General features: G+C 69.7%; 18 protein-coding genes and 2 tRNA genes. 10 read left to right on the top strand and 10 right to left on the bottom strand.

What is annotated here, in order from left to right; genetic code table 11:
• Nucleotides 1-2: 2 nt before the first annotated feature.
• The 3 genes from ACWEPG_RS19805 to ACWEPG_RS19795 all read right to left on the bottom strand — a co-directional run bounded on the left by ACWEPG_RS19805 (nt 3) and on the right by ACWEPG_RS19795 (nt 3,256).
• Nucleotides 3-1,496 (bottom strand): DUF4153 domain-containing protein, encoded by a 1,494-nt coding sequence (locus ACWEPG_RS19805; RefSeq protein ID WP_452595083.1) that lies wholly within the window; start codon nt 1,494-1,496, stop codon nt 3-5.
• Between the two features lie 99 nt (nt 1,497-1,595).
• Nucleotides 1,596-2,579 (bottom strand): HAMP domain-containing sensor histidine kinase, encoded by a 984-nt coding sequence (locus tag ACWEPG_RS19800; RefSeq protein WP_452595082.1) that lies wholly within the window; start codon nt 2,577-2,579, stop codon nt 1,596-1,598.
• Nucleotides 2,576-3,256 (bottom strand): response regulator transcription factor, encoded by a 681-nt coding sequence (locus ACWEPG_RS19795; protein ID WP_450116705.1) that lies wholly within the window; start codon nt 3,254-3,256, stop codon nt 2,576-2,578. The genes ACWEPG_RS19800 and ACWEPG_RS19795 overlap by 4 nt, the downstream gene beginning before the upstream one ends.
• A gap of 184 nt (nt 3,257-3,440) precedes the next feature.
• Between ACWEPG_RS19795 and ACWEPG_RS19790 the strand changes: the two genes are divergently transcribed.
• Together ACWEPG_RS19790 and ACWEPG_RS19785 are read left to right on the top strand one after the other, a co-directional pair.
• Entirely contained in the window at nt 3,441-4,877 is a 1,437-nt protein-coding gene (locus ACWEPG_RS19790) for an acyl-CoA dehydrogenase family protein (protein ID WP_452595081.1), read from the top strand.
• Between the two features lie 21 nt (nt 4,878-4,898).
• Nucleotides 4,899-6,104, top strand: coding sequence for an acyl-CoA dehydrogenase family protein (locus ACWEPG_RS19785; RefSeq protein ID WP_450116703.1), 1,206 nt, complete (start codon nt 4,899-4,901; stop codon nt 6,102-6,104).
• 116 nt (nt 6,105-6,220) lie between these two features.
• Here ACWEPG_RS19785 and ACWEPG_RS19780 read toward each other — a convergent pair whose 3' ends face one another.
• Nucleotides 6,221-7,072: an alpha/beta fold hydrolase gene (locus tag ACWEPG_RS19780; protein ID WP_452595080.1), complete on the bottom strand. Its 852-nt coding sequence runs from the start codon at nt 7,070-7,072 to the stop codon at nt 6,221-6,223.
• A 210-nt stretch (nt 7,073-7,282) separates the two neighbouring features.
• On the opposite strand from ACWEPG_RS19780, the gene ACWEPG_RS19775 reads away from it, so the two are divergent.
• Nucleotides 7,283-8,908, top strand: a complete 1,626-nt coding sequence (locus tag ACWEPG_RS19775) for an acyl-CoA synthetase (protein ID WP_452595079.1) — start codon at nt 7,283-7,285, stop codon at nt 8,906-8,908.
• Here the strand turns inward: ACWEPG_RS19775 and ACWEPG_RS19770 are convergent.
• The 3 genes from ACWEPG_RS19770 to ACWEPG_RS19760 form a co-directional block, all read right to left on the bottom strand.
• Nucleotides 8,894-9,850, bottom strand: a complete 957-nt coding sequence (locus ACWEPG_RS19770) for an NAD(P)/FAD-dependent oxidoreductase (protein ID WP_452595078.1) — start codon at nt 9,848-9,850, stop codon at nt 8,894-8,896. The two genes, ACWEPG_RS19775 and ACWEPG_RS19770, sit on opposite strands and share 15 nt — an antisense overlap.
• 201 nt (nt 9,851-10,051) lie before the next feature.
• Nucleotides 10,052-10,125: transfer RNA gene (locus ACWEPG_RS19765), tRNA-Met, on the bottom strand.
• A gap of 288 nt (nt 10,126-10,413) precedes the next feature.
• Nucleotides 10,414-10,490: transfer RNA gene (locus tag ACWEPG_RS19760), tRNA-Met, on the bottom strand.
• 502 nt (nt 10,491-10,992) lie between these two features.
• On the opposite strand from ACWEPG_RS19760, the gene ACWEPG_RS19755 reads away from it, so the two are divergent.
• Nucleotides 10,993-11,565: a transglycosylase family protein gene (locus ACWEPG_RS19755; RefSeq protein ID WP_452595077.1), complete on the top strand. Its 573-nt coding sequence runs from the start codon at nt 10,993-10,995 to the stop codon at nt 11,563-11,565.
• 76 nt (nt 11,566-11,641) lie between these two features.
• Here the strand turns inward: ACWEPG_RS19755 and ACWEPG_RS19750 are convergent, their stop codons facing one another.
• Nucleotides 11,642-14,620 carry a UPF0182 family protein gene (locus tag ACWEPG_RS19750; RefSeq protein ID WP_452595076.1) on the bottom strand — a complete coding sequence of 993 codons (2,979 nt, stop codon included), beginning with the start codon at nt 14,618-14,620 and terminating at the stop codon, nt 11,642-11,644.
• A 158-nt stretch (nt 14,621-14,778) separates the two neighbouring features.
• On the opposite strand from ACWEPG_RS19750, the gene ACWEPG_RS19745 reads away from it, so the two are divergent.
• Nucleotides 14,779-15,399: a PPA1309 family protein gene (locus ACWEPG_RS19745; RefSeq protein WP_450115765.1), complete on the top strand. Its 621-nt coding sequence runs from the start codon at nt 14,779-14,781 to the stop codon at nt 15,397-15,399.
• Nucleotides 15,400-15,538: 139 nt separating this feature from the next.
• On the opposite strand, the gene ACWEPG_RS19740 is transcribed toward ACWEPG_RS19745, so the two are convergent.
• Complete coding sequence (locus tag ACWEPG_RS19740) at nt 15,539-16,561, bottom strand: YlbL family protein (RefSeq protein WP_450134848.1); 1,023 nt, start codon at nt 16,559-16,561, stop codon at nt 15,539-15,541.
• A 146-nt stretch (nt 16,562-16,707) separates the two neighbouring features.
• Here ACWEPG_RS19740 and ACWEPG_RS19735 point away from each other — a divergent pair, with 146 nt between their 5' ends.
• From ACWEPG_RS19735 to ACWEPG_RS19725, 3 genes are all read left to right on the top strand, one after another.
• On the top strand, nt 16,708-18,120 hold the full coding sequence (locus ACWEPG_RS19735; RefSeq protein ID WP_452595075.1) for a zinc-dependent metalloprotease: 1,413 nt from the start codon (nt 16,708-16,710) through the stop codon (nt 18,118-18,120).
• A 98-nt stretch (nt 18,121-18,218) separates the two neighbouring features.
• Nucleotides 18,219-19,076: a hypothetical protein gene (locus tag ACWEPG_RS19730; protein ID WP_450115768.1), complete on the top strand. Its 858-nt coding sequence runs from the start codon at nt 18,219-18,221 to the stop codon at nt 19,074-19,076.
• A 22-nt stretch (nt 19,077-19,098) separates the two neighbouring features.
• On the top strand, nt 19,099-20,439 hold the full coding sequence (locus tag ACWEPG_RS19725; protein ID WP_450115769.1) for an ABC1 kinase family protein: 1,341 nt from the start codon (nt 19,099-19,101) through the stop codon (nt 20,437-20,439).
• Between the two features lie 14 nt (nt 20,440-20,453).
• On the opposite strand, the gene ACWEPG_RS19720 is transcribed toward ACWEPG_RS19725, so the two are convergent.
• Nucleotides 20,454-21,071 carry a TetR/AcrR family transcriptional regulator gene (locus ACWEPG_RS19720; protein ID WP_450115770.1) on the bottom strand — a complete coding sequence of 206 codons (618 nt, stop codon included), beginning with the start codon at nt 21,069-21,071 and terminating at the stop codon, nt 20,454-20,456.
• Between the two features lie 171 nt (nt 21,072-21,242).
• On the opposite strand from ACWEPG_RS19720, the gene ACWEPG_RS19715 reads away from it, so the two are divergent.
• Together ACWEPG_RS19715 and ACWEPG_RS19710 are read left to right on the top strand one after the other, a co-directional pair.
• Nucleotides 21,243-22,415 carry an aromatic ring-hydroxylating oxygenase subunit alpha gene (locus ACWEPG_RS19715; protein WP_450115771.1) on the top strand — a complete coding sequence of 391 codons (1,173 nt, stop codon included), beginning with the start codon at nt 21,243-21,245 and terminating at the stop codon, nt 22,413-22,415.
• A gap of 36 nt (nt 22,416-22,451) precedes the next feature.
• A complete protein-coding gene (locus ACWEPG_RS19710) occupies nt 22,452-22,970 on the top strand; it encodes a nitroreductase family deazaflavin-dependent oxidoreductase (RefSeq protein WP_452595074.1) in 519 nt (172 codons plus the stop codon).
• The last annotated feature ends 28 nt before the right edge of the window (nt 22,971-22,998 follow it).

The following is a 22,998-nucleotide window of genomic DNA, read 5'->3' as shown; positions in this document are numbered from 1 at the left end:
GTTCAGCCGACCACGACAGGGCCGCCGCAGACCGCGTCCGGCTCGACGGGTCGCTCGCGCAGGATGTCGCGGGCACGGGCGCGTGCGGCGTTGAACTCGTACCACGGTGCGGCGGTGGGCGTGCCCGTCCCGGCGAGCGCGCACGATCGCAACGGTTCGGGAAGTCGGTCCAACGCAGGCACCGCGTCGACCGACAGGGTGCGCAGGTAGTCGACGTCGATGTCGCCGGTTCGTTCGTAACGTTCGACGTTGCGGTCGGCGACGTGGCCGTCGGGGCCGAGCGCCGCGAAGGCCAGCAGCGCGGCGACGGCCGACGCGAGCACGGCCCGGGGCAGGAGACGTCCGCGCATGCGGATTCCGGCGACCAGTAGCAGCGCGAACACGGAACCGAACCAGAACTCGGCCGCCGACACCCACAGGCGCAGCCGGGTGTACCCGAAGGCGCTCTGGTACAGCGACATTCGATGCAGCGCGGAGGCCACCACGACCAGCGAGAGCAGACACAGGGCACCGAGCAGGATGCGCGCGAGCGTCCGGCCGCGGGGCGCCGTCAGGTCGGCCTTGCGGACCGCGACGGCGATCACGACCAGTGTCAGCGCGGTCACCGCGCACAGTTGCCAGAAGCCTTGGCGCGCATATCCCGCATAGGTGAGGTCGCGGGTGCCGAGGACGTGGCCGTCACCGCCGAACAGCGTTCTCGCCTGGACGGTGACGAACACGGCGAACAGCAGATCCAGGGCGGCCAGCGGAACAGCCCACTCCCAGCGGACGATCGACCGCCCCGGCGACGGCGCGAGGGTGTCGATCCGGGGCTGTTGCCGCCGCAGGTAGGTCAGGGACAACGTGGCGGCGACGACGAACGCCCCGAGCAGGATCCGCCCGACCGGATCGTCCACGTGCACACGCGGAACCACTCCGCCGACGAGCCTCTCGAATTCCGGATCGGCTGCGGCGAACAGCGATCCGAACACGGCGACCAGGCCGACGCTCACCGCGGAAACGACAAGGACGCGACCCACGCGAACACCGGCCCCGGCCCGGCCCCGCGCCCACCCTCGGTGCACCCAACCGGTCACCCGCACCGGTGTGCACAAGGGCGCCGCGGGGGCGAGCAGCAATCCCGTCCAGGTGCGGACCCCGAGCAGCGCCACCGACGCGACGAGCCAACTTGCCGCGACGGACAGCGCCACCAGCACCGGCTCGTCTCGCACCGCCGCCACCGCGAGCAGCAGCACCGCGGCGGCGCAGCCGAGCAGCAGGCCGCGGGTCGGCCGGGGGCGCACGCTGGTCAGTGCAGCGGCAACGACAGCCGCGCCGACGAGTGGGTAGGCGATGCTCGGGGCCCCCAGCAGCGCCGCGGCGAGCACGCCCGCGCCCAGCGCCGCCGACATCGCCGCGGGCGGCGCCACCGACGTCCGGTCGGGACGCCATGCACTCGCCCGGGCCGGGCCTGCGACCGGTGTCACCGCGGGTGGTCCTACGGTCGAGGTGGTCATGGGCTTCTCCTTCCGTGCGCCGCCCGGACCGATGCGGGCAGGCGCCATCGCGGGACGCGTGGACCCGAACGGTCCACGTCCCGAAGTGCTTTCGTGGTTTCAGGCGGGCGGAAGCTCCACCCGGATGCAGCATCCCGACTCGGTGTCGAGCACCCCGATCCGGCCGCCGTGCAGGTCGACCGCCCACCGTGCGATGGCGAGACCGAGGCCGGTGCCACCGCCGCTGGTGCCGCCCCGGGTGAACCGTTCGAACACACCGGCACGATCCGGCGGGGCGATCCCCGGCCCGTCGTCGTGCACGTCGAGCACGAGCGCGCCGGCCGCGTCCGACGAGGCCCGCAAGAGCACGTGCGTCGACGCCCCGTGCAGCAGAGCGTTGTCCACCAGGTTGGCGACGACCTGGTGCAGCCGGGCGGTGTCGGCATTCGCGCGCAACGTCGCGGGGCGCACGTCGAGCCGGATGTCGACCGCGGCGGCCTGGTCGGCACGCTCGTCGATCACCTTCCGCAGGAACGGTACGACCTCGAACTCCGTCCGGCGCACCGGAACCACCCCGGCCTCGAGCCGGGACAGGTCGAGCAGGTCACGCACCAGGTCCGCGAGCCGTTCGGTCTGGTCGAGCGCGGTACGCAGCGTCGCGGCGTCCGGTTCCACGACACCGTCGACGACGTTCTCGAGCACTCCCTGCAAGCCCGCGATCGGGGTCCGCAACTCGTGCGAGACGTTCGCGATCAGCTCCCGCCGGTACCGGTCGTCGGCCTCTAGGTCCTCGGCCATCTGGTTGAATGCCCGTGCCAGTTCACCGATCTCGTCGCGCGAGGTGGCACGGACTCGCCGGGACAGGTCGCCGGTGGCCATCGCCCGCGTGGCCGCCGTCATCTCCCGCAGCGGTGACGTCATCCCGTGGGCGAGAACCTGCGTGACCGCGAGCGAAACCAGCAGCGCGACGCCGAGCGCGAAGCGGAACTGCCAGTTCGAGGCGAACCAGAACGTCACCGACGCCGCGAACACCGATACCACCACCAGCAGGCCGGTCTTGACCTTGAACGAGCGGAACGGGTCGAGGGGCCGGGGCCATCTCATCGCGGCACCTCGACCGCGTAGCCGACGCCGTGCACGGTGCGGATCAGGTCGCCGCCGAGTTTGCGCCGCAGCGCCTTCACGTGACTGTCGACGGTCCGGCTGGTCGCACCGCCGCCCCACCCCCACACGTGTTCGAGCAGGGCGTCACGCGCCATCGCGGCGCCGGGCCTCGTCGCCAGGTGGGCGAGCAGGTCGAACTCGGTGCGGGTGAGGTGCACCTCGGCGCCGTCCCGCCGGACCCGCCGGGCGGTCAGGTCGATCGCCAGGGCGCCGAGGGTCAGCACCTCGGTGTCCGGGCCTGCGCCCGCACGCTCGACCCGCCGCAACAGAGCCGCCACCCGGGCCACCAGCACCCGCATGCTGAACGGCTTGCTCAGGTAGTCGTCGGCGCCAACACCCAGCCCGATCACCATGTCGGTCTCGTCGGCCCTGGCGGTGAGCATCAGGACCGGAACGGGGGTCTCGGCCTGGATCCGGCGGCACACCTCGAGGCCGTCGAATCCGGGGAGCATCACGTCCAGCACGACGAGATCGGGAAGGCAGGAGGCGCATTCGCGGACGCCCGCGGGACCGTCGGAGGCGGTCCGCACCGCGTACCCCTCGGCCCGCAGCCGGGCGGCGATGGCGTCGGCGATGGTCCGGTCGTCCTCCACCACGAGTACGGTGCGCTGGGTCATGCCTCGACTGTATGGCCCGGATGTGGGAATTCCGGGAGGGACCTGTGAAGGTTCCGTGGAGGATCGGCGGAGCGGCCGAAGTGGTCCACGGACACCTTGTCGAGCGGCAATTCCGGTGTACTCTCGACTTCACTTCTTACTCCGCAGTAAGATACTTCCGTCCGAGACCGAACACCGAGAAATGGTGATCATGAGCAAGCAAGACAGCGTTGTGACAACGAACGGTGCCGCTCGCCGCACAGACGATTCGTCGGCTCGCCGCCCCCGCGACACCTCCGCGGTCGGCCTCAACCCGATCAAGCGGGACGCGATGGGCGCCGCCATGCGCGTGCTGACCAAGATCACCGGGTCCGACCTGGCCGAGAAATACAACCTCCGCGAGCCGATCAACCGGGTCACATACGAGGGCACCAAGACCGGCTTCAAGACGCTCGGCGCCGCGACCCGCACGTTCGCGAAGGTGGCAGGAGGCAGCAAGCCGACCCGTCTGCCCGCGGGCGAGGCGAAGAACGCCGACTTCTTCGATCTGACCCCCACCGACGAGCAGCAGATGATCACCTCGACCGTCCGCGACTTCGCGGCCGAGATCCTGCGCCCCGCCGCCCACGACGCCGACGAGGCCGCCGCTTCGCCCGCCGATCTGGGCAAGCGCGCCGCCGAGCTCGGCATCACCCTGATCAACGTTCCCGAGGAGTTCGAGGGCGTCGCCACCGAGCGCGGAGCGGTGACCAACTCGCTGGTCGCCGAGGCGCTCGCGCACGGCGACATGGGTCTGGCGCTGCCGATCCTCGCCCCGAGCGGCGTCGCGGTCGCGCTCACCCAGTTCGGTTCCGAGGGGCAGCAGAAGACATACCTGCCGTCGTTCACCGGCGAGAACGTGCCGGCCGCGGCGCTGGTCGTGACCGAGCCGCGTGCCCTGTTCGACCCCTTCGCGCTGCAGACGAAGGCGGTCCGCTCCCCCAGCGGCTACAAGCTCAACGGCGTCAAGTCGATGGTGCCCGCCGCCGCGGACGCGGAGCTGTTCGTCGTCGCCGCCGAACTGGACGGCCGTCCCGCCCTGTTCATCGTCGAGTCCGACGCGAAGGGCCTTGTCGTGGAGGCCGACCCGAGTATGGGTCTGCGTGCCGCGGGCCTGGGCCGGCTGAACCTCACCGATGTCGCGGTCCCCGAGTCCGCCATCCTCGGCGAGGGCGACGCCGACCAGCGCGCGGCCGACTACGCCGACGCGATCCGGCTGGCCCGGCTCGGCTGGGCGTCACTCGCGGTCGGCACCGGGCAGGCCGTCCTCGACTACGTGATCCCGTACGTCAACGAGCGGGAGGCATTCGGCGAACCGATCAGCCACCGCCAGGCGGTGGCGTTCATGGTCGCGAACATCGCGATCGAACTCGACGGCCTGCGGCTGGTGACGCTGCGCGGCGCCTCCCGCGCGGAACAGGGGCGGTCCTTCGCCCGCGAGGCCGCACTCGCCCGGAAGCTGGCCACCGACAAGGGAATGCAGATCGGCCTCGACGGCGTACAACTGCTCGGCGGGCACGGCTTCACCAAGGAGCACCCGGTCGAGCGCTGGTACCGAGACCTTCGCGCCATCGGCGTTGCCGAGGGCATCGTCCTCATCTGACGCCACAGGAGACCACAGACAATGATCAATCTCGAACTTCCCCGCAAGCTCAGGGCGTCCGCCAACCAGGCGCACCAGGTCGCGGCGCAGATCCTGCGCCCCGTCTCACGCAAGTACGACCTCGCCGAGCACGAGTACCCCGTCGAGCTCGACACGATGGCCGCGATGGTCGAGGGCCTCAACGACTCCGGCACCGGAGCCTCGGGTGCGGCGCTCGGCCGCGGTGACGCCCCGTCCGTGATCGGCAACGCCAACGGCGGCAACATGGCGTCGCTGATGAACGTCATCGAAACCTGCTGGGGCGATGTCGGTCTGACGCTGTCCATCCCGTACCAGGGCCTCGGCAACTCCGCCATCGCGGCCGTCGCGACCGACGAGCAGCTCGAGCGGTTCGGCAAGGTGTGGGCCTCGATGGCCATCACCGAGCCGAGCTTCGGTTCCGACTCGGCCGCAGTCACCACCACCGCAGTCCTCGACGGCGACGAGTGGGTGCTCAACGGCGAGAAGATCTTCGTCACCGCCGGCGAGCGGTCGACCCACATCGTCGTGTGGGCGACGGTGGACAAGACCAAGGGCCGCGCCGCAATCAAGTCGTTCGTCGTGCCGCGGGACGCCCCGGGCCTGTCCGTCGCGCGGCTCGAGCACAAGCTCGGGATCAAGGCGTCCGACACCGCGGTGCTGCTGCTGCAGGACTGCCGGATCCCGAAGGACAACATCCTCGGCGACCCGGAGGTCAACGTGGAGAAGGGCTTTGCCGGGGTCATGCAGACCTTCGACAACACCCGACCGATCGTCGCCGGCATGGCCATCGGCCTCGGCCGCGCGGTGCTCGAGGAGCTGCGTGAGATTCTCGCCGAGGCCGGCGTCGAGGTCTCGTACGACACCCCGGCGAACAACCAGCACGCCGCCGCCGCCGAGTTCCTGGCCCTGGAGGCGGACTGGGAGGCGGCATACCTGCTGGCGCTGCGCGCCACCTGGATGGCGGACAACAAGAAGCCCAACTCGCTCGAGGCGTCGATGTCGAAGGCGAAGGCGGGCCGCACCGGAACGGCGGCCTCGCTCAAGGCCGTCGAGCTGGCAGGCACCCAGGGATACTCGCAGCGGCCACTGCTCGAGAAGTGGGCCCGCGACAGCAAGATCCTCGACATCTTCGAGGGCACGCAGCAGATCCAGCAGCTGATCATCGCCCGCCGCCTGCTCGGCAAGTCGTCGTCCGAGCTCAAGTAGTCTGCACGACAACCGGTTCCATCACGACGTCCGTCCCCGTCGCAATCACCGCGACGGGGACGGATGCGTCTACACCGACCGTGGTCCCGCACCGGGTCCGCGAGCGGATACCCAGGTCACCTGAGCAGGAACTCGAGGGTGATCCGTTCGAATGCCTCCTTGGCTTCGACCATCACCCAGTGCCCGCATTTCGGGAAGATGTGCAACTCCGCATCGGGAATGAGTCGCATCGGGATCATCGGCATGTCCGGCGGACACTGTCGGTCGTCACGACCCCAGGTCAGCAAGGTCGGACACCGCACCTTGCCCATCATCGACCAGTACGGCGGTGCGTCCGAGTTGGCCATCGCTTGCTGCTGCGCCTCGAACGCCTCGGAGCCGTACATCGCGGCCAGCGTCCTGTGTGATTCCGGATCGTTGGACGTTTCCCAACGTTCCTCGATTCGCTCCTCGGTGATCACGGCACGGTCGTAGACCATGCACTCGAGCCACCGAACCAGCTTCTCGCGACTGGGACCGTCGGCGAAATCCTGCAGCAGGCGCGTGCCCTCACTCGGATTCTGACTGAAGATGTTCGGCCCCACCCCACCGATGGTGACGAGCTTGTTCACCCGCTCGGGACGCTTCACGGCCACATTGACGCCGACGACCCCGCCCATGGAATTGCCGATCATCGCGGCCGATTCGATGCCCAGCGCATCCATGAAGCGCAGCACCGACGACCCCGCAGTCAGCACGGGGTGCCCGCCGACGGGGTCGCTCACGCCGAATCCGGGGAACTCGAGGATGTAGCAGTGGAAGTGCTCGGCGAACACACCCAGGTTGCCTCGGTAGTTGCGCCACCCGCTGACCCCGATCCCGGAGCCGTGCAACAGCAGAAGCGGGGGCCCCTCGCCCGCCTCGTGATAGCGCAGCACACCTTTGTCGGTGGCGACTTCCCTCTTGGTCCCCTCGTAGGTCACGTCCATGCCGCAAGGCTAGAACACGTTCCAATTCTGGAGGTGGGATCGGCATCGCCCCGGCCACCGCGATGACCAAGGCAACGGGGGCGGCCGAGGACCGTACGAAGAGACTGCAGACCAGCAGGCCGACGCACCCGATCGTTACCCGTGCCCGCGACCGGCTCACGGTCTACCCTGTGACCCAACACACACCGGAGCACTCCGCAGGGGGAAGCGATGCCAGGCGCTCTGACGAAGGTCACCGACACTCTGGGCGCGATCCGGGTGATGGTGCGATCGGGCCTGGTGCCGTTCCCCCGCCTCGATCGCGGGCTCGCCTCGATCCGTGCGGCCGAGCGCTACGGCCCGTTCGCGGGAGTGGTGCACGCCCACGCCACCGCCGGTCTCGATGTCGTCGCGATCGTCGACGAACGCGGCCAGCTCACGTACGCAGAACTCGAGGGCATGTCGAACGCGCTGGCGCGCGCCTGGGCCGCTGACGGCGTCACCCCCGGGTCCGTGGTCGGCGTCATGTGCCGCAATCACCGCGGACTCGTGCTCACGATGCTCGCCGCCGCGAAGCTGGGCACCAAGCTGGTCCTGATGAACACCGGGTTCGCCACCCCGCAGTTGGTGGACATCGCTGCCCGCGAACAGGTTCGGGCGTTCGTCCACGACGAGGAGTTCGTGGCGGTTGCAGCCGGCCTACCGCCGGACGTGCGGCGGTACGTGGCGTGGGGGCAGTCCGCCGACGGCACCACCCGGCTCGACGACCAGCTCACCGGACACAGCAGCGCTCCCATGGCCGCGCCGCCGGTCCCCGGCAGCTTCGTGCTGCTGACCAGTGGCACCACCGGCACGCCGAAGGGGGCGCCGCGGGAGCGGACCTCGCCGCTGGCGTCGGCACAGTTCCTCGACCGGGTACCGCTGCGCCGGGGCCAGACGATGGTGATGGCCGCGCCCGCGTTCCACGGCACCGGGATCTCGCAACTCGGGCTCGCGCTCACCCTCGGCCAGACGGTGGTGCTGCAACGTCGGTTCGACCCGTTGCAGACCGTCCAGCTGACCGCCGACCACCGCGCCGACGTCCTCGTGGTCGTCCCGACGATGCTGCAGCGGATCGTCGACCTCGGCCCGGACGTCCTCGCCCGGTTCGACACCACGAACCTGTCGATCGTCTTCGCCGCCGGCTCGTCCATCTCCCCCGACCTGTGCCGCCGCACCACCGACGCGTTCGGGCCGGTGCTGCACAACCTGTACGGCTCCACCGAGGTCGCGGTCGCGACGGTCGCCACGCCCGCCGACCTGGCCCTGGTTCCAGGGACCGCGGGACGCCCACCCGTCACCTGCCACGTCGGGCTGTACGACGACGCCGGCAGCCGGATCGACGAACCGGGTGTGGTGGGCCGGATCTTCGTCTCGAGCGGACTGAGCTTCAACGGCTACACGGACGGCCGTGACAAGGAGCGGATCGACGGTCTGCTGTCCACCGGAGACGTCGGCCACTTCGACCACCGCGGACTGCTGTTCGTCGACGGCCGGGACGACGACATGATCGTCTCCGGCGGCGAGAACGTCTACCCGCTCGAGGTGGAGAACCTGCTCGCCGACCACCCGGATGTCGCGGAGGCCGCGGTGATCGGTGTCGAGGACCTCGAATTCGGCCACCGCCTGCGGGCGTTCGTGGTGCCCGCGCCGGGATCTCCCGAGGTCGACGCCCAGGCGCTGAAGTCGTTCGTCAAGGAACAACTCGCGCGGTACAAGGTTCCGCGCGAGGTGGTCTTCCTGGACGAGCTGCCCCGCAATGCGACCGGCAAGCTGCTGCGGCAGGGGCTGCACGAGATCGACCTACCCGACGCGTGAGCGCTCGGTGAGCGCGGCCTCGACGTCCAGCTCGATCAGCGCGGCGTTGATCATCGCGCCGGCCTGCACTCCCCCGGCGGCAGCCGAAATAACCTGTGCGCGTGGATCGGTCACGTTCCCCGCGACCCACACCCCGGGCACGGTCGTCGCCCCTGTCGGGTCCGCAGGCAGGTGGGTGCCGATGACCTCGCCACCCATCTCCTGTGCGACGGGTTCGAGCCCGAGACCGCGCAGGAACTCGGTGTGCACCTCGAACCGCGGCGGCGCCACCAGCGCCTGGCGCGCGATCACCCCGCGGCCGGCGACCCGCACCCCGGTCAGCCGATCCCCGTCGACCTCGAGCCCGGTGACGGCGCCCTCGACGACCTCGATGCCGCGGGCGGCGAACTTCTCGAGGTCCGCGGCGCCGAACGGCGGGGCGGTGTGGGCGAACACCACCACGTCGGAGCTCCACTGTCGCCACATCAACGCCTGGTGCGCCGCAAGCGAACTCGTCGCGAGAATGCCGATCGCGCCGTCCCGGACCTCCCACCCGTGGCAGTACGGGCAGTGCAGCACGTCACGCCCCCAGCGTTCGCGCAATCCCGCCACATCGGGGAGTTCGTCGACGAGTCCGGTGGTGACCAGCAGTTGCCTCGCCGTGGCCTCCCGACCGTCACCGAGCCGGATCCGGAAGCCGGCGTCCGTCGCCGCGGCATCGACAACTTCCCCGTCGACGAACTCGGCTCCGTACCCGGCCACTTCGTCGCGTCCGATCCGCAGCAGGTCCCTCGGGTTCGCGCCCTCACGGCCGAGGTAGTTGTGCATGTGCTCGGCGGGCGCGTTTCGCGGCCGGCCCGCGTCGACCACCAGGACCGACCGGCGAGCCCGCGACAGCGAGAGCGCCCCTCCGAGTCCCGCTGCACCGCCACCGACGATCACCACGTCATATCTGTCGTTCATCGCGTCTCCGTTCCCTGTATCGCTCCGGTCCGGAATCCACTGTCCGCCAGATCGGGCGATTTCGACAAGAAGATTTGCTGAAACTGCAAGATCATTGGAGCACCGCCGGATCCTCGATGCGGCCGCGCCGACGTCGAGGATCCAGGGAAACGCGAATACGACGAAGGCCCCGGTACCTGAGTACCGGGGCCTTCGTCTTCGTAGCGGGGACAGGATTTGAACCTGCGACCTCTGGGTTATGAGCCCAGCGAGCTACCGAGCTGCTCCACCCCGCGCTGCACTGACCACTGTACACGACTTCCGGAGCACTTCTGACCACCCCTCCCCTAGGGTTGCCGATGTCACATCGAGCCACCCGAAACAGCCCGACGCGGCATCGGAGATGTCGCGAAGGAGTGCGCCGCCGGCGGGCCCCGCGGCGGGCGGGCCAGACCCCGGAGCGGACCAACGCTCGAAGCCGACAATGCCCGGAAACGGCGGTGGCCGGAAACGACGGTGGCCGGAAACGACGGTGGCCGGAAACGACGAAGGACCCGGTACCTGGGTACCGGGTCCTTCGTTCTTGGTAGCGGGGACAGGATTTGAACCTGCGACCTCTGGGTTATGAGCCCAGCGAGCTACCGAGCTGCTCCACCCCGCGCTGCATGAACGAAGTTACACGAACGGAAGAACCGAACACAAATCGCCTGCACAACCGGGGAAACCGGCCGCCGATCGCGCCTCCGCGCCACCGACGCGCGCCCGGCGCCACGGAAACCTGTGGCGCACTTCACCGAAATTCGGTGATCCCCACCACATTACGACGGGATAACGGAGCTGCCCGCGAGACGCAACGCGCCGGGATGACCTGGCGAAAGCCGCGTTACCTCGGCGACTTGCGTTGCGGCAGGCCGAAGTTCGACGGAGATGACCCACAGCAATTTGTTGGCTAGCGTCGATCCCGGCCCGAAACCACCGGGCCCAGCCGACCCGCCGCTGCTCGACCTGCCCCGCGGGATCGGAACCCCCAAACCTTCGAGGGGCAGGGACGGGCGTGCCAGTGACGACGCCGGGCGACGAACAGCAGTCTGTCCGCCACGGCCACACCGGCACCGATCGCACCACGCGGCCCCGTCGGCAAGCGCGGAGAGGATTCACCCCGCATGACCATCCGTAAGACAACCACGCGCACGATCGGCGCCGTCGCCGCGACCGCCGCCCTCGCCGCGGTCCCGATGGCCCTGAGCACCGCCACCGCCTCCGCCGCCGCCTACAACTGGGACGGCGTGGCGCAGTGCGAGAGCGGCGGCAACTGGGCGATCAACACCGGCAACGGCTACTACGGCGGCCTGCAGTTCTCGCAGAGCACCTGGGCCGCGAACGGCGGCAGCGGCTCCCCGCACACCGCCTCCAAGGCCGAGCAGATCCGCGTCGCGGAGAACGTCCTCGCGACCCAGGGCGCCGGCGCGTGGCCGCACTGCGGTCAGTACCTGACGGTCGCCGAGCCCGAGCCGGCTCCCGAGCCCGCCCCCGCGCCTGCCGTCGACCTGCCCGCCGCGGTTCCGCCGGTCGCGACCGTGCCGGCCCTGCCCGAGAACTTCCCGGCCCCCAGCGCCGACCAGGTGCAGCAGGCCACCGACGCCGCTGTCGCCACCGCCGACCAGTACGGATACGGCGACCAGCTGCGTGAGCTGATCGCCGCCAACAGCATCTACCTGGCCGGCATCGCCCGCTGAGCCGAGCACACGAAAAAGGGCGCCCCGCCGATCGAATTCGATCGGCGGGGCGCCCTTTTCGCCGGTTCCGGCCCGACTACTTCGGCAGGCTCTGGTAGTCGGTCACCGCCTTCTGCAGCCGGTCGAGCGCCGCACCGTAGGCGCCGAAGTCGCCACTCTGCTGGCTCGACCGCACTGCGGCGAGCGCGGCGTCGAGCTCGGCAACCGCGGCATCCCGATTGATGGTTCCACCCGGCTGCGGCGCCGGCGGCTGGGTCGTCTGCTCCGGCGCCGGGACCACCGGTGCGGGCGTGTTACCGGTCGACTGCTGCTCGGTGACCGTTCCGCCGGGAGCCGTTGCGGCGCTGCCCGTTCCGATCTCGAACACCTGGTTCAGGGCATCGGCCAGCGTGGCCGAGTACCCCACCCGCACTCGACCCGTCGGCCCGGGCTCCTGGTAGCTGACCAGAACCCTGGTCAGCTGCGGGAACGTCGCGTTGTTCGCGCCGCTGCGCTCGGTGAACATCGGCTCCACGTACAGGATCCCGCCGTCCGCGATCGGCAACGTCAGCTGGTTGCCGAACTGGATCTTGTTGGTGCGCTCGAGGAGTGCCTTCTCCGAGCCGACTCGGGCGTCGGAGATCATCGAGTTCTGCGCCTGCGCCGGACCCTGTGTCTGCTTGTCCCGCGGCAACTGCAGCACGGTGATCTTGCCGTAGTTCTCCGGGTCCGAGTCCGCCGCGATGTACGCGGACAGGAAGTCGCGGCGGAAACCGACCATCGGGCTGGTCAACCGGAACACCGGCTTGCCGGTTCCCTCCTGACCGACGAGCACGTAGTACGGGGGCTCGTTGAGCTTCGACCCCTCGACCGTCGGCTCGTTCGGCACCGACCAGAAGGCGTTGTTGGTGAAGAACTCGCCCGGATCGTCGACGTGGTACTTCGCGAGCATCTCCCGCTGCACCTTGAACAGGTCCTCCGGGTAGCGGAAGTGCGAACGCAGGTCGTCGTTGATCGCACTCTTCGGCTGGACCGTGTCCGGGAACACACCCATCCACGCCTTGAGCACCGGATCCTGGTCGTCGACCTGGTACAGCGTCACCGTGCCGTCGTACGCGTCGACGGTCGCCTTCACCGAGTTGCGAATGTAGGAGACCTCCTTGCGCGGCAACGGCCGACCGGTCGTCTGGTCGATGCTGTCCTCGACCATCCCCTCCAGCGAGCTGCGCTGCGCGTACGGGTAGTTGTCGAGGGTGGTGTACCCGTCGACGATCCAGACGATCCGGCCGCCGACCGCCGCCGGGTACGGATCACCGTCGGTCGTCAGCCACGGCGCGACGTTCTCCACGCGCGTCTTCGGGTCCCGGTTGTAGATGATCTTCGAGTCGGAGCCGATCACGCTGGAGAACAGGATGTTGCGCTCGGCGTACTTCGCCGCGAACGTCAACCGGTTGAACCAGTTCCCGATCGGGACGCCGCCCTGCCCGGTGTAGGTGTACTTCGAGGTGTCGGTGTCGTACTCACGGGCAGCCGAGCCGTCGCCGCTGCCGACGATCGCGTAGTCGGCGTCACCCTGGGCGATCACCTCACCGAAGTAGACGCGCGGCTGATCGACCTTGATGACCTGCGTCCCCTGCTGCTGGGACGCGATGTCGCTCACGGTGTAGATCGGGTAGCCCGCGTTGTTGGACGTGTCCTGCGTCGGGTCGAGCACCGGGGCGGTGACCCGGTTGGCGGGCGCCGCGACCAGACCGTCACCGTGGGTGTACACGGTGTGCTTGTTGATCCAGTCGGTCTGGTTGCCCTGCAGGTTGTTCGGCGACAGCTCGCGCGCCGCGACCACGTAGTCCCGCTTCTCGCCGCCCAGGTCGTAGCGGTCGATGTCGAGAGTGGGCGGGAACCCGTAGAAGTTCTGCCGCTGCTGCTGCTGGGTGAACGTCGGCGAGAGGACGTTGGGATCGAGCAGTCGGGCGTTCGCGATCGTGGTGACGTCGGCCGGCACGTCCTGCGGAGCCTTCGTGCCGTCACCGGAGTACGGCTGATACGTCACCTTGTCGTCGGAGATCCCGTACGCCTGCCGGGTCGCCGCGATGTTGCGCTCGATGTACTCGCGCTCCTTGACCGCGGCGTTCGGCTTGACCGAGAACTGCTCGACCAGCAGCGGATAGACCGCGCCGACCAGGATCGACGAGAGCACGAGCAGCGCGGTGGCGAGCGCCGGAATCCGCATGTCCCGCAGGAAGATCGCCGCGAAGAACGTGACAGCGCAGATGATGGCGATGGCCATCAGGATGAGCTTCGCGAGCAGCACCGCGTTGATGTCGGTGTAACCGGCGCCGGTGAACGTCGGTTCCTTCCGACTGCTCGACAGCAGCGAGTAGCGGTCGAGCCAGTACGCGACGGCCTTGAGCAGGACGAAGGTGCCCGCAAGGACCGCCAACTGGATGCGCGCCGCCTTGGTCAGGGCTCCCTCGTGCCCGGTCAGCCGCAGACCACCGAAGATGTAGTGCGTCACCAGGTTCGCGAAGAACGCGATCAGCACCGCGACGAACAGCCAGTTCAGGACCAACCTGTAGAACGGCAGATCGAACGCGTAGAACCCGACGTCGAGGTTGAACTGCGGGTCATGCTGCCCGAAGTCGCCGCCGTGCATGAACATCTGCACCGCAACCCAACTGGACTGCGCGACCAGCCCGGCCAGCACGCCGATCACGACCGGCACGACCACGCCGAACAGCTTGAGCCTGCTCATCACGGTCGTCCGGTACCGGGCGATCGGGTCGTTGGGCCCCGCGGCCGGTACGAACACCGGACGGGACCGGTACGCGAGCAGCAACGCGCCGAACACGGCACCGCCGACGAGGAGGGCGACGGCGAGGAACAGCAGGATCCGGGTGACAAGGACCTTCGTGAAGACGCCTCGGAACCCGACCTCGCCGAACCACAGCCAGCTCGCGTACGTGTCGATCAGCCTCGGCCCGATCAGCAGCAGTACGGCCACAACAAGCGCCAGTACCAACAACACTCGGCTCCGTCTGGACAACGAAGGTAATCCGGTGGGGGGCCGCATGCCCACGTGTCACGCTCCCGTGGTCGGGCGGCACGACGAGCGGGCCGCAGGGTGTTTTGTCCCACTCTACGTGGGTTACCGATGTGACCACCGGCGTCGTCCGGGTTGTCCGGGTGCGTCGTCCGGGTTGTCCGGCTGCGTCGTCCGGGTGCGAGGATGAATAGGTGAGCGACTTCGACGGCACATCCCACCCGGACCCGATCTCCGACGACGCCCTGCCGCGGTGCGTTCAGGAGGTCGCAGGCCACGTCGAGCCCGACGGCTGGGGGCAGCCACCGCGGATGTTCGCACTCGTCCCGACGGCGGCGATCGCCGTGGCCGAACCGCATCTGATCGACCAGCTCGAAGCCGGGTCCGAGCTGACGCCCATCGAACAGCATCCACTTCCCGACGACCTGCACGGCGGAGCCGCCGCGCTCGAGGAGTACCTCGGCACCACCAGCTGGTCGCACGGGGTGGCCGGATGCCTGCTCGTCCAGGAGATCCTGGTGCTGCCCCCGACCGCCGAGGTGGAGCTGGACTCCGCCGTCTCGGTCGCCCTGTCCGGCGACAACGCCGCCGACGACGTCATCCGCGCGGCAGCGGGCTCGCATCCCGACCGCCGTGCGGCGAGGCTGTTCGCCGCGGTCCTGCGGGACGGCCGGTCCGAGTGCGCGATCGCGCTGGCGCCCGACGAGGACGACGACCCGTTCGCCGAGCCGGAACTGCGCACCGGGGACAACCTGGCCCCCGGACTGGTCCACGCACTGCACGCGACCTTCGAGGCCACCGACGACGACTGGTGACCCCTGTCCCCCGCCACCCGACCCCCACCCTTCCGACCGAATGTGGGATTCGGTCGGTCTGACTGACCGAATCCCACATTCGGTCGGTCAGCGGGAGCGGGTCGGTCAGCGGGAGCGGTCGGTCAGCGGGAGCGGCCGGTCAGCAGGACGGGGCGTCGCCGCCGGAGTTCAGCGACTCGAGCGCGTCGACCGCGCCGGTGAGGTTGTCGACCTTCACCAGTCGCAGCCCGTCCGGAACCCGCTGCTTGGCCTCGTCGCAGTTCTTCGCCGGCACCAGGAACGTGGTCGCGCCGGCTTCCCGGGCCGCGATCAGCTTGTACGGAATGCCGCCGATCGGGCCGACGTCACCGTCCGAGTCGATGGTGCCGGTGCCTGCGACGAACCCGCCGCCGTTGAGTTCGCCCGGCGACAGCTTGTCGATCACGGCGAGCGTGAACATCAGCCCGGCCGACGGGCCGCCGATCTCGGCGAGGTTGAAGTCGACGGTGAACGGCACGTCGGGCTTCTCGGTGGGGGTGATCCCCAGATAGCCCACGTCGTCGTGTCCGGGCCGGGCGCCGAGCGTGACCGGCACCGTCACCTGACCGCCGTCGCGTTCGACGACGATCGTCGCGACGGTTCCCGGCGCGAGGTCCGCCACGGAGCGCTGCACCTCACCCACGGTCCGGACCGGCGTCCCGTTGATGCTCACGATGCGGTCACCTGTGCGCAGCAGGTCGTGGGACGGACCGTCGGCGGAGACGTCGGTGACCTCCAGCGCGACCGGCTTGTTCAGGAAGTGCAGTGCGGCCAGTTCCGCGGATTCCTCGGACTGGGCGAAGTCGGCGGCGTTCTCCTCCTGCACCTGGTCACGGCTGCGGTCGGCCGGGTACACCTCCTCGCGGGGCACGAGGCCGTAGCGGCCGCTGAGCCAGAACCCGAAAGCATCGAACACGGTCAGCCCGTCGCGCACGGACACCGTCGTCATGTTCAGGTTCCCGGTCGTCGGATCCAGTTCGGTGCCCTCGATGTCGACGACCTGCTTGCCCTCGACCTCCCCGAGCGTGTTGAAGGTCGGACCGGGTCCGAGCGCCACGAACGGCACCTGCACGACCGTCCCGAGCCCGAGCAACGCCACGACCGGCACCAGCGCAGCAACCAGGGTGAGCATCCGTCGATTCACTCGGCCCAGCGTAGAGGGCGGCGGTCGGCGGCCGCCGTTGCACCGGCCGCACGCGGGCCGGTTTCTCCGTGTTCTCGGTCCGCGTGTTCGCGCTCGGCGTGATTTCCGCTGCCACCGACGCCCGCACGGCCTTGTACCGTTGACGTATGAGCAATCCGCCGTTTGGCTTCTCGAACTCCGACGACGACCCCGACCGCGACAAGAACACGGGCGGGGGCAGTTCGGGTGGGGACAACACCGGCGGCGGTCCGACGGGGCCGGGCGGGATGCCGTTCGGCTTCAACGCCGAGGGCTTCGACCCCGCCGCGCTCGGTCAGATGCTGACCCAGTTCGGGCAGATGCTCAGCGGCATGGGCAGCGCGATGGGCACCGGCGGCCAGTCCGGTCCGGTGAACTACGACGTGGCGAAGAAGCTGGCGCTGCAGCAGATCGGTTCCGTCACCCCGGTGTCGTCCGGGTCCGCGTCCGCGATCGCCGACGCCGCGCACCTCGCCGAGCTGTGGCTCGACGGCGCGACGCAGCTGCCCGCCGGCGCCACCCGGACCGTCGCGTGGACGCCGGTCGACTGGCTGGAGAACACCATCGACACCTGGAAGCGGCTGTGTGACCCGGTCGCCGAGCAGGTGTCGGGTATGTGGGTGTCCGGACTGCCGGAGGAGGCCCGGCAGATGGCCGGACCGATGCTGGGCATGATCGGCCAGATGGGTGGCCTCGCGTTCGGCTCTCAGCTCGGGCAGGCCCTCGGGCAGCTCGCGTCCGAGGTGCTGACCTCCACCGACATCGGGCTTCCCCTCGGTCCGAACGGGGTGGCCGCGCTGCTGCCTGCGGCCGTGGAGAAGTTCAGTGAGGGCCTCGAGCAACCGGACCGCGAGGTCCTGGTGTTCCTGGCCGCCCGCGAGGCCGCGCACCAGCGGCTGTACGTGCACGTGCCGTGGCTGCGGCAGCGCCTTCTCGCCACCGTCGAGGAGTACGCGCGCGGCATCAAGATGGACTTCTCGGCGATCGAGGAGGCGGCACAGGGTCTCGACCCGAGCGCGCTGAGCGACCCGTCGAAGCTCGAGGAGTTGCTGCAGCAGGGCACGTTCGAGCCGCAGACGACGCCGGAGCAGAAGCAGGCGCTGGAGCGGCTGGAGACGCTGCTCGCCCTGGTCGAGGGCTGGGTCGAGGTCGTGGTCGCGCAGGCTCTCGGCGAGCGACTGCCCGGGGTGGCGGCGCTGAGCGAGACCCTGCGCCGCCGTCGCGCGACGGGCGGCCCGGCGGAACAGACGTTCGCCACCCTGGTCGGACTCGAACTCCGCCCCCGCAAGGTCCGCGAGGCGGCGCAGTTGTGGCGACAGCTCACCGACGCCTCCGGCGCCGAGGGCCGCGACGGGGTCTGGGCGCACCCGGACCTGCTTCCGGACTCGAGCGACCTGGACAGCCCGGCCGGATTCGTCGACCGGGTGGTCGGCGGTGGATCGAGCACGTTCGACGATCCGATCGCCCAGCTCGAGGCGCTGCAGGCCCGCGAACGCGAGGAGCGCGGCGAGACCGGCGAACCCGACTCCCCGAGCAATTAGCGGATAGGGACGAAACCGCAGGTCCACGGTGTTGCCACCCTGTGGACAACCCGCCGCGGGGCACCTCCGCGGCGGGTGTGTGCTGGCACGCTGCCCGCATGACCCGCGTCGCCACCACCCCGCTCGACGGCCCGCGCCTGGACCCCCGCACCCCGGTCCTGACCCGGCCGAGCGGCACCCTTCAACTCGGCTGGAACCCAGAGACCGCGCTGCTGCTGCGGCCGCCCGCCGGCGTCACCGCCGCCGCGCTCGCCGACCTGCTGCGACTGCTCGACGGGCACCACAGCCGCGCCGAGATCGTCTGGCAGGCCAACCGTGTGGGCGTCGACAGCGACGACATCGGGCAGATCCTGTCCGAGCTCGCCCGGGTGGGCGCCTTGCTGCCGTTCCGCCGGAAGCCGACGGTGCGCAGCGTGCACCTGCACGGCCGCGGCCCGCTCGCGGACGGTCTCACGACCGCGCTCGGTGACGGCCGCGTCCGGATCGGACGGTCGGTCCCGGACCGTGCCGGGGTCGGCCCACCGACGGACGGCATCGACTGCGTGGTGCTCACCGACGACCTCGTTCCGGATCCGCAGACCGTCGCCGACCTGATGGCGGCGGGCACCGCGCACCTTCCGGTTCGGCTGCGGGACGGACGCGGGGTCGTCGGGCCGCTGGTGGTGCCGGGCCGCACCAGCTGCCTGCGCTGCGCCGACCTGATCCGCACCGGCCTGGACGCCGAGTGGCCGCACCTGGCGGCGCAGCTGCTCGGCCGGGTCGGGACCGCCACCCCGGACGCCGTGCTCGCGACCGTCGCGCTGGCCGTGAGCGAACTCACCGCGCTGATCGACGGCGACCCGAGTCGCCCTCCCGCCAGCCTCGACGCGACCCTGGAACTCGACCTTCGGTCGCCGCGGCTGGTGCGTCGACCGTGGCCGACACACCCGGACTGCGGCTGCTCACCTGAGGTGTAGGCGAAGGCGGCGATCGTCCGCCATGATTGAGGGCGTGCCCGACATTCCCCGCCGCAGCTCAGCCCGCACCGCCAAACTCGCGAGCATCCCGCTGGGGATCGCGGGGCGTGCGGCCGTCGGCTTCGGTCGCAAGCTCGCCGGCGGCGACCGGGACGAGATCGACGCGAAGCTGACCCAGCAGGCGGCCGAACAGTTGTTCACGGTGCTCGGCGAGCTCAAGGGCGGCGCGATGAAGCTCGGCCAGGCGCTGAGCGTGATGGAGGCGGCGGTCCCGGAGGAGTTCGCCGAGCCGTACCGGGACGCGCTGACGAAGCTGCAGGCCGAGGCGCCGCCACTGCCCGCCCGCAAGGTGCACCGCGTCCTCGACGCGCAGCTCGGCACCCGGTGGCGGGAACGGTTCGCCAGTTTCGACGACGCCCCGACCGCGTCGGCGAGCATCGGGCAGGTGCACCGGGCGGTGTGGTCGGACGGTCGTGACGTGGCGGTCAAGGTCCAGTACCCCGGCGCCGACGAGGCACTGCGGGCCGACCTGAAGACGCTGTCCCGGATGGCGGGCATGTTCACCGCGGTGATGCCGGGCGCCGACATCAAGCCGGTGCTCGACGAACTCAGCGCTCGCACCGAGGACGAACTGGACTACCGGATCGAGGCGAACAATCAGCGCGCGTTCGCCGCCGAGTTCGCCGGCGACCCGCAGTTCGCGATCCCGAAGGTGGTGGCCAGCTCCCCGAAGGTGGTGATCACCGAGTGGATGGACGCGACCCCGCTGTCGACGGTCATCAGCAGCGGCACGGCCGAGCAGCGCAACATCGCCGGTGCGCGGCTGGCCGAGTTCCACTTCGCCTCCCCCGCCCGCGTCGAGCTGCTGCACGGCGACCCTCACCCGGGCAACTTCATGCTGTGCGACGACGGCCGCCTCGGCGTCCTCGACTTCGGTGCCTGTGCCCCGATGCCCGGCGGACTTCCCCCCGTCCTCGGCAGGATGGTCCGGCTCGCCCTCGAGGAACGGTTCGACGAGCTGACGGAGTTGTTGCGCGGCAACGGTTTCGTGCTTCCCGGGCGCAATGTCACCGAGGCCGAGATCGCGAACTACCTGCGCCCCTTCACCGACCCGATCCACACCGAGTCGTTCCACTTCACCCGGTCGTGGCTGCAGCGCGCGGCAGGCACCGCGACCGACTTCTCGTCGGAACACTTCCGGACCGCCCGCGCGCTGAACATGCCGCCCGAGTACGTGATGATCTTCCGGGTGCTGTTGGGGTCGGTCGGTATCTGCGCCCAGCTCGACGCCGAGGCCCCTTACATGGGGATCCTGACGCGGTGGCTGCCCGGCTTCACCGAGGACGTACGGCGAGCCGAGTAACACCTGGGGTCCGGTCAGTGCGCGCCGGCCTGTGACCGGATTCGGTCCACAGCAGGGGCGACCCACTTCCTCAGGTAGAGCCGCAGTTCGTCGCCGCTGCGGGGTGGACGACCGGGATCGATGACGAACGACTGCACGATGCGGAGCATGTGCTCGACCAGTTCGTCGAGGTTCGCACCGGCCAGACCGGCCTCGGCCCAGTCGACGGCGAACCGTTCGAGGATCGACCGGCCGAACGCCAGCGCGGTGTCCGAGGTGACGCCCGCAGAGAAGGCACTGGCCCGTCCGGGCGCGAGCACCATGTTCAGGTACTTCTCCTCGGGTATCTGTTCGAGGGTGTAGGCGATGCCCTCCACGACGGCCTCCGCGGGGTCGCGGATCCCACCGAGATGCGTGGCGAGAATGTCGAGGAACGGGCCGGCCTGGGCGATCGCGGTGGCGCCGAGCAGTGCCTCCGCGGTCGGGAAGTACCGGTAGACGGTCTGCCGGGTGATACCGAGGTCCCGGGCCACCTCCGTGATGCTGATGTCACCGCCGGAGCGGTCCACGGCGCGGCGGGCCGCGGCGAGGATGCGGGCGATCGCCTCGTCGTCGTCGGCGGGGGTGGCGCCCGACCAGCCGTGTGTGCGCATCGGCCCGTCATCCCTCCTGTCCAGCGAAGTTGTCGGTCGAACCCTACCCGTGCGCGATCACGCCGGGTGGACCTCGGGCGGCGGCGCGGATCCACCGAAACCAGGCCATACAAACATGCCCTGTTGTATGGTCTCGACACTGCGGCCGACCGGCGCGGGAAAGGACAGACGATGACCACACAGCCCGACACCCGACACTCCGACACGGTGGACGACCTCACCCGGCGCGCGCTCCGGCATGTGCTGGACGGCACGACCGACATGGCGGACTCACCGCTGCGCGTGCCGCTGCACTACTACCGGGACCCGAAGATCACCGAGGTCGAGGAGGCGCAAATCCTGCGTCGCACCCCGCTGGCCATCGTGCCCAGCGCGCAGGTTGGGCAACCGAACGACTACGTCGTGCGCAGCGTGCTCGGCGACTCGCTGCTGGTCACCCGGGACGGCGCAGGCACAGCGCACGTCTTCCTCAACTACTGCCGGCACCGCGGCGCGATGCCCGCCTGCGGGTCCGGCAACACCACCCGGTTCACCTGCCCGTACCACGCCTGGACCTACAAGAACACCGGGAACCTGATCGGCGTACCGGGCAAGGAGGGCTTCACCGGCATGGACCGCGCCGACTACGGACTGGTGGAACTCCCGAGCCAGGAGAGGCACGGATTCGTCTGGGCGGTCCTGAACGCGGACGAATCCATCGACGTGGACGCACATCTCGGCCCCCTCGGGCCGGAACTGGCCCGGTTCGACTACCGGTCCTACGGTTACCACGACGAGCGCGAGTTCGAGTCGGACGTCAGCTGGAAGGGTGCGCTCGAGGCGTTCGCCGAGAGCTACCACTTCCCGTTCGTCCACTCCGAGAGCGTGATCGGCCAGAACACCGTCGCCAACACCTCGATTCACGACGCGTTCGGCAGACACCACCGAATGGGCTTCCCGTTCAACTGGATTGCCGACCTGGACACCAATCCAGAGGGTTCGTGGGACCCGTTGGCGAACATGGGGGTGATCTACTGGATCTACCCCAATCTCATCCTCGCGAACAGCCCGGTCGGCGTCGAGATCCTCGACATGCTTCCCGCCGGATCCCCGACGCGGTGCACCCTTCGCCACAGCTGGATGGCCCGCATCCCCGCGACCACCGACGAACAACGCGACCTGTACGACACCGTCTTCGCCCAGGTGCACGGCGCGGTCCGCGACGAGGACTTCGCGATGCTGCCGCAGTGCGGCGAGGGGGTGCGGCGCGGCCAGCACGACCACATGATCATCGGCCGCAACGAGATCGGCGTACAGCACATGATCAAGACCTTCGCCGCCGAACTCGGCGTGGCGCTCGGGTGACGACGCCGGCACGCGACACGCGAAGGAGCTGACACCATGACCGGACGGACCGCAGGCGCGACACCGCCCCGACCAGGGCAACTCGATTCCCCCCTACTGCCGAGAATCTTCAAGTACGTCGGCCGGTGCCAGGTCTGGCTCTACCGCCGCACCGGTGGACGCATCGGGGGAAAGTGGCGCATCGGTGCCGGATTCCACAAACCCGTCCCGACGCTGCTGCTCGAGCACCGGGGCCGCAAGTCCGGCACGGTGTACACCACCCCGCTGCTCTACATCGAGGACGGACCGGACATCGTCGTGGTCGCATCGCAGGGCGGCTTGCCGAAACATCCGCAGTGGTACCGGAACCTGTGCGCGAACCCGGACACGCGCATCCAGGTGGGCAGTCGACGCCGCGAGGTCACCGCCGCCACAGCCGATCCCGGGCAGCGGGCCCGGCTGTGGCCGATCCTCGTCGACGCCTACGCCGACTTCGACACCTACCAGTCGTGGACCGAGCGGGAGATTCCGGTGGTTCTGCTGCGACCGCGCTCCCCTGCCGAGCGGTCCCGGTGACGGCGTCGGTCGACCTCCGGTTCTCCGG

The organism is Rhodococcus sp. NPDC004095 (assembly GCF_053604015.1).
Note: the sequence above shows the minus strand (reverse complement) of the source record. Positions and strands in the feature narration are given on the sequence as shown.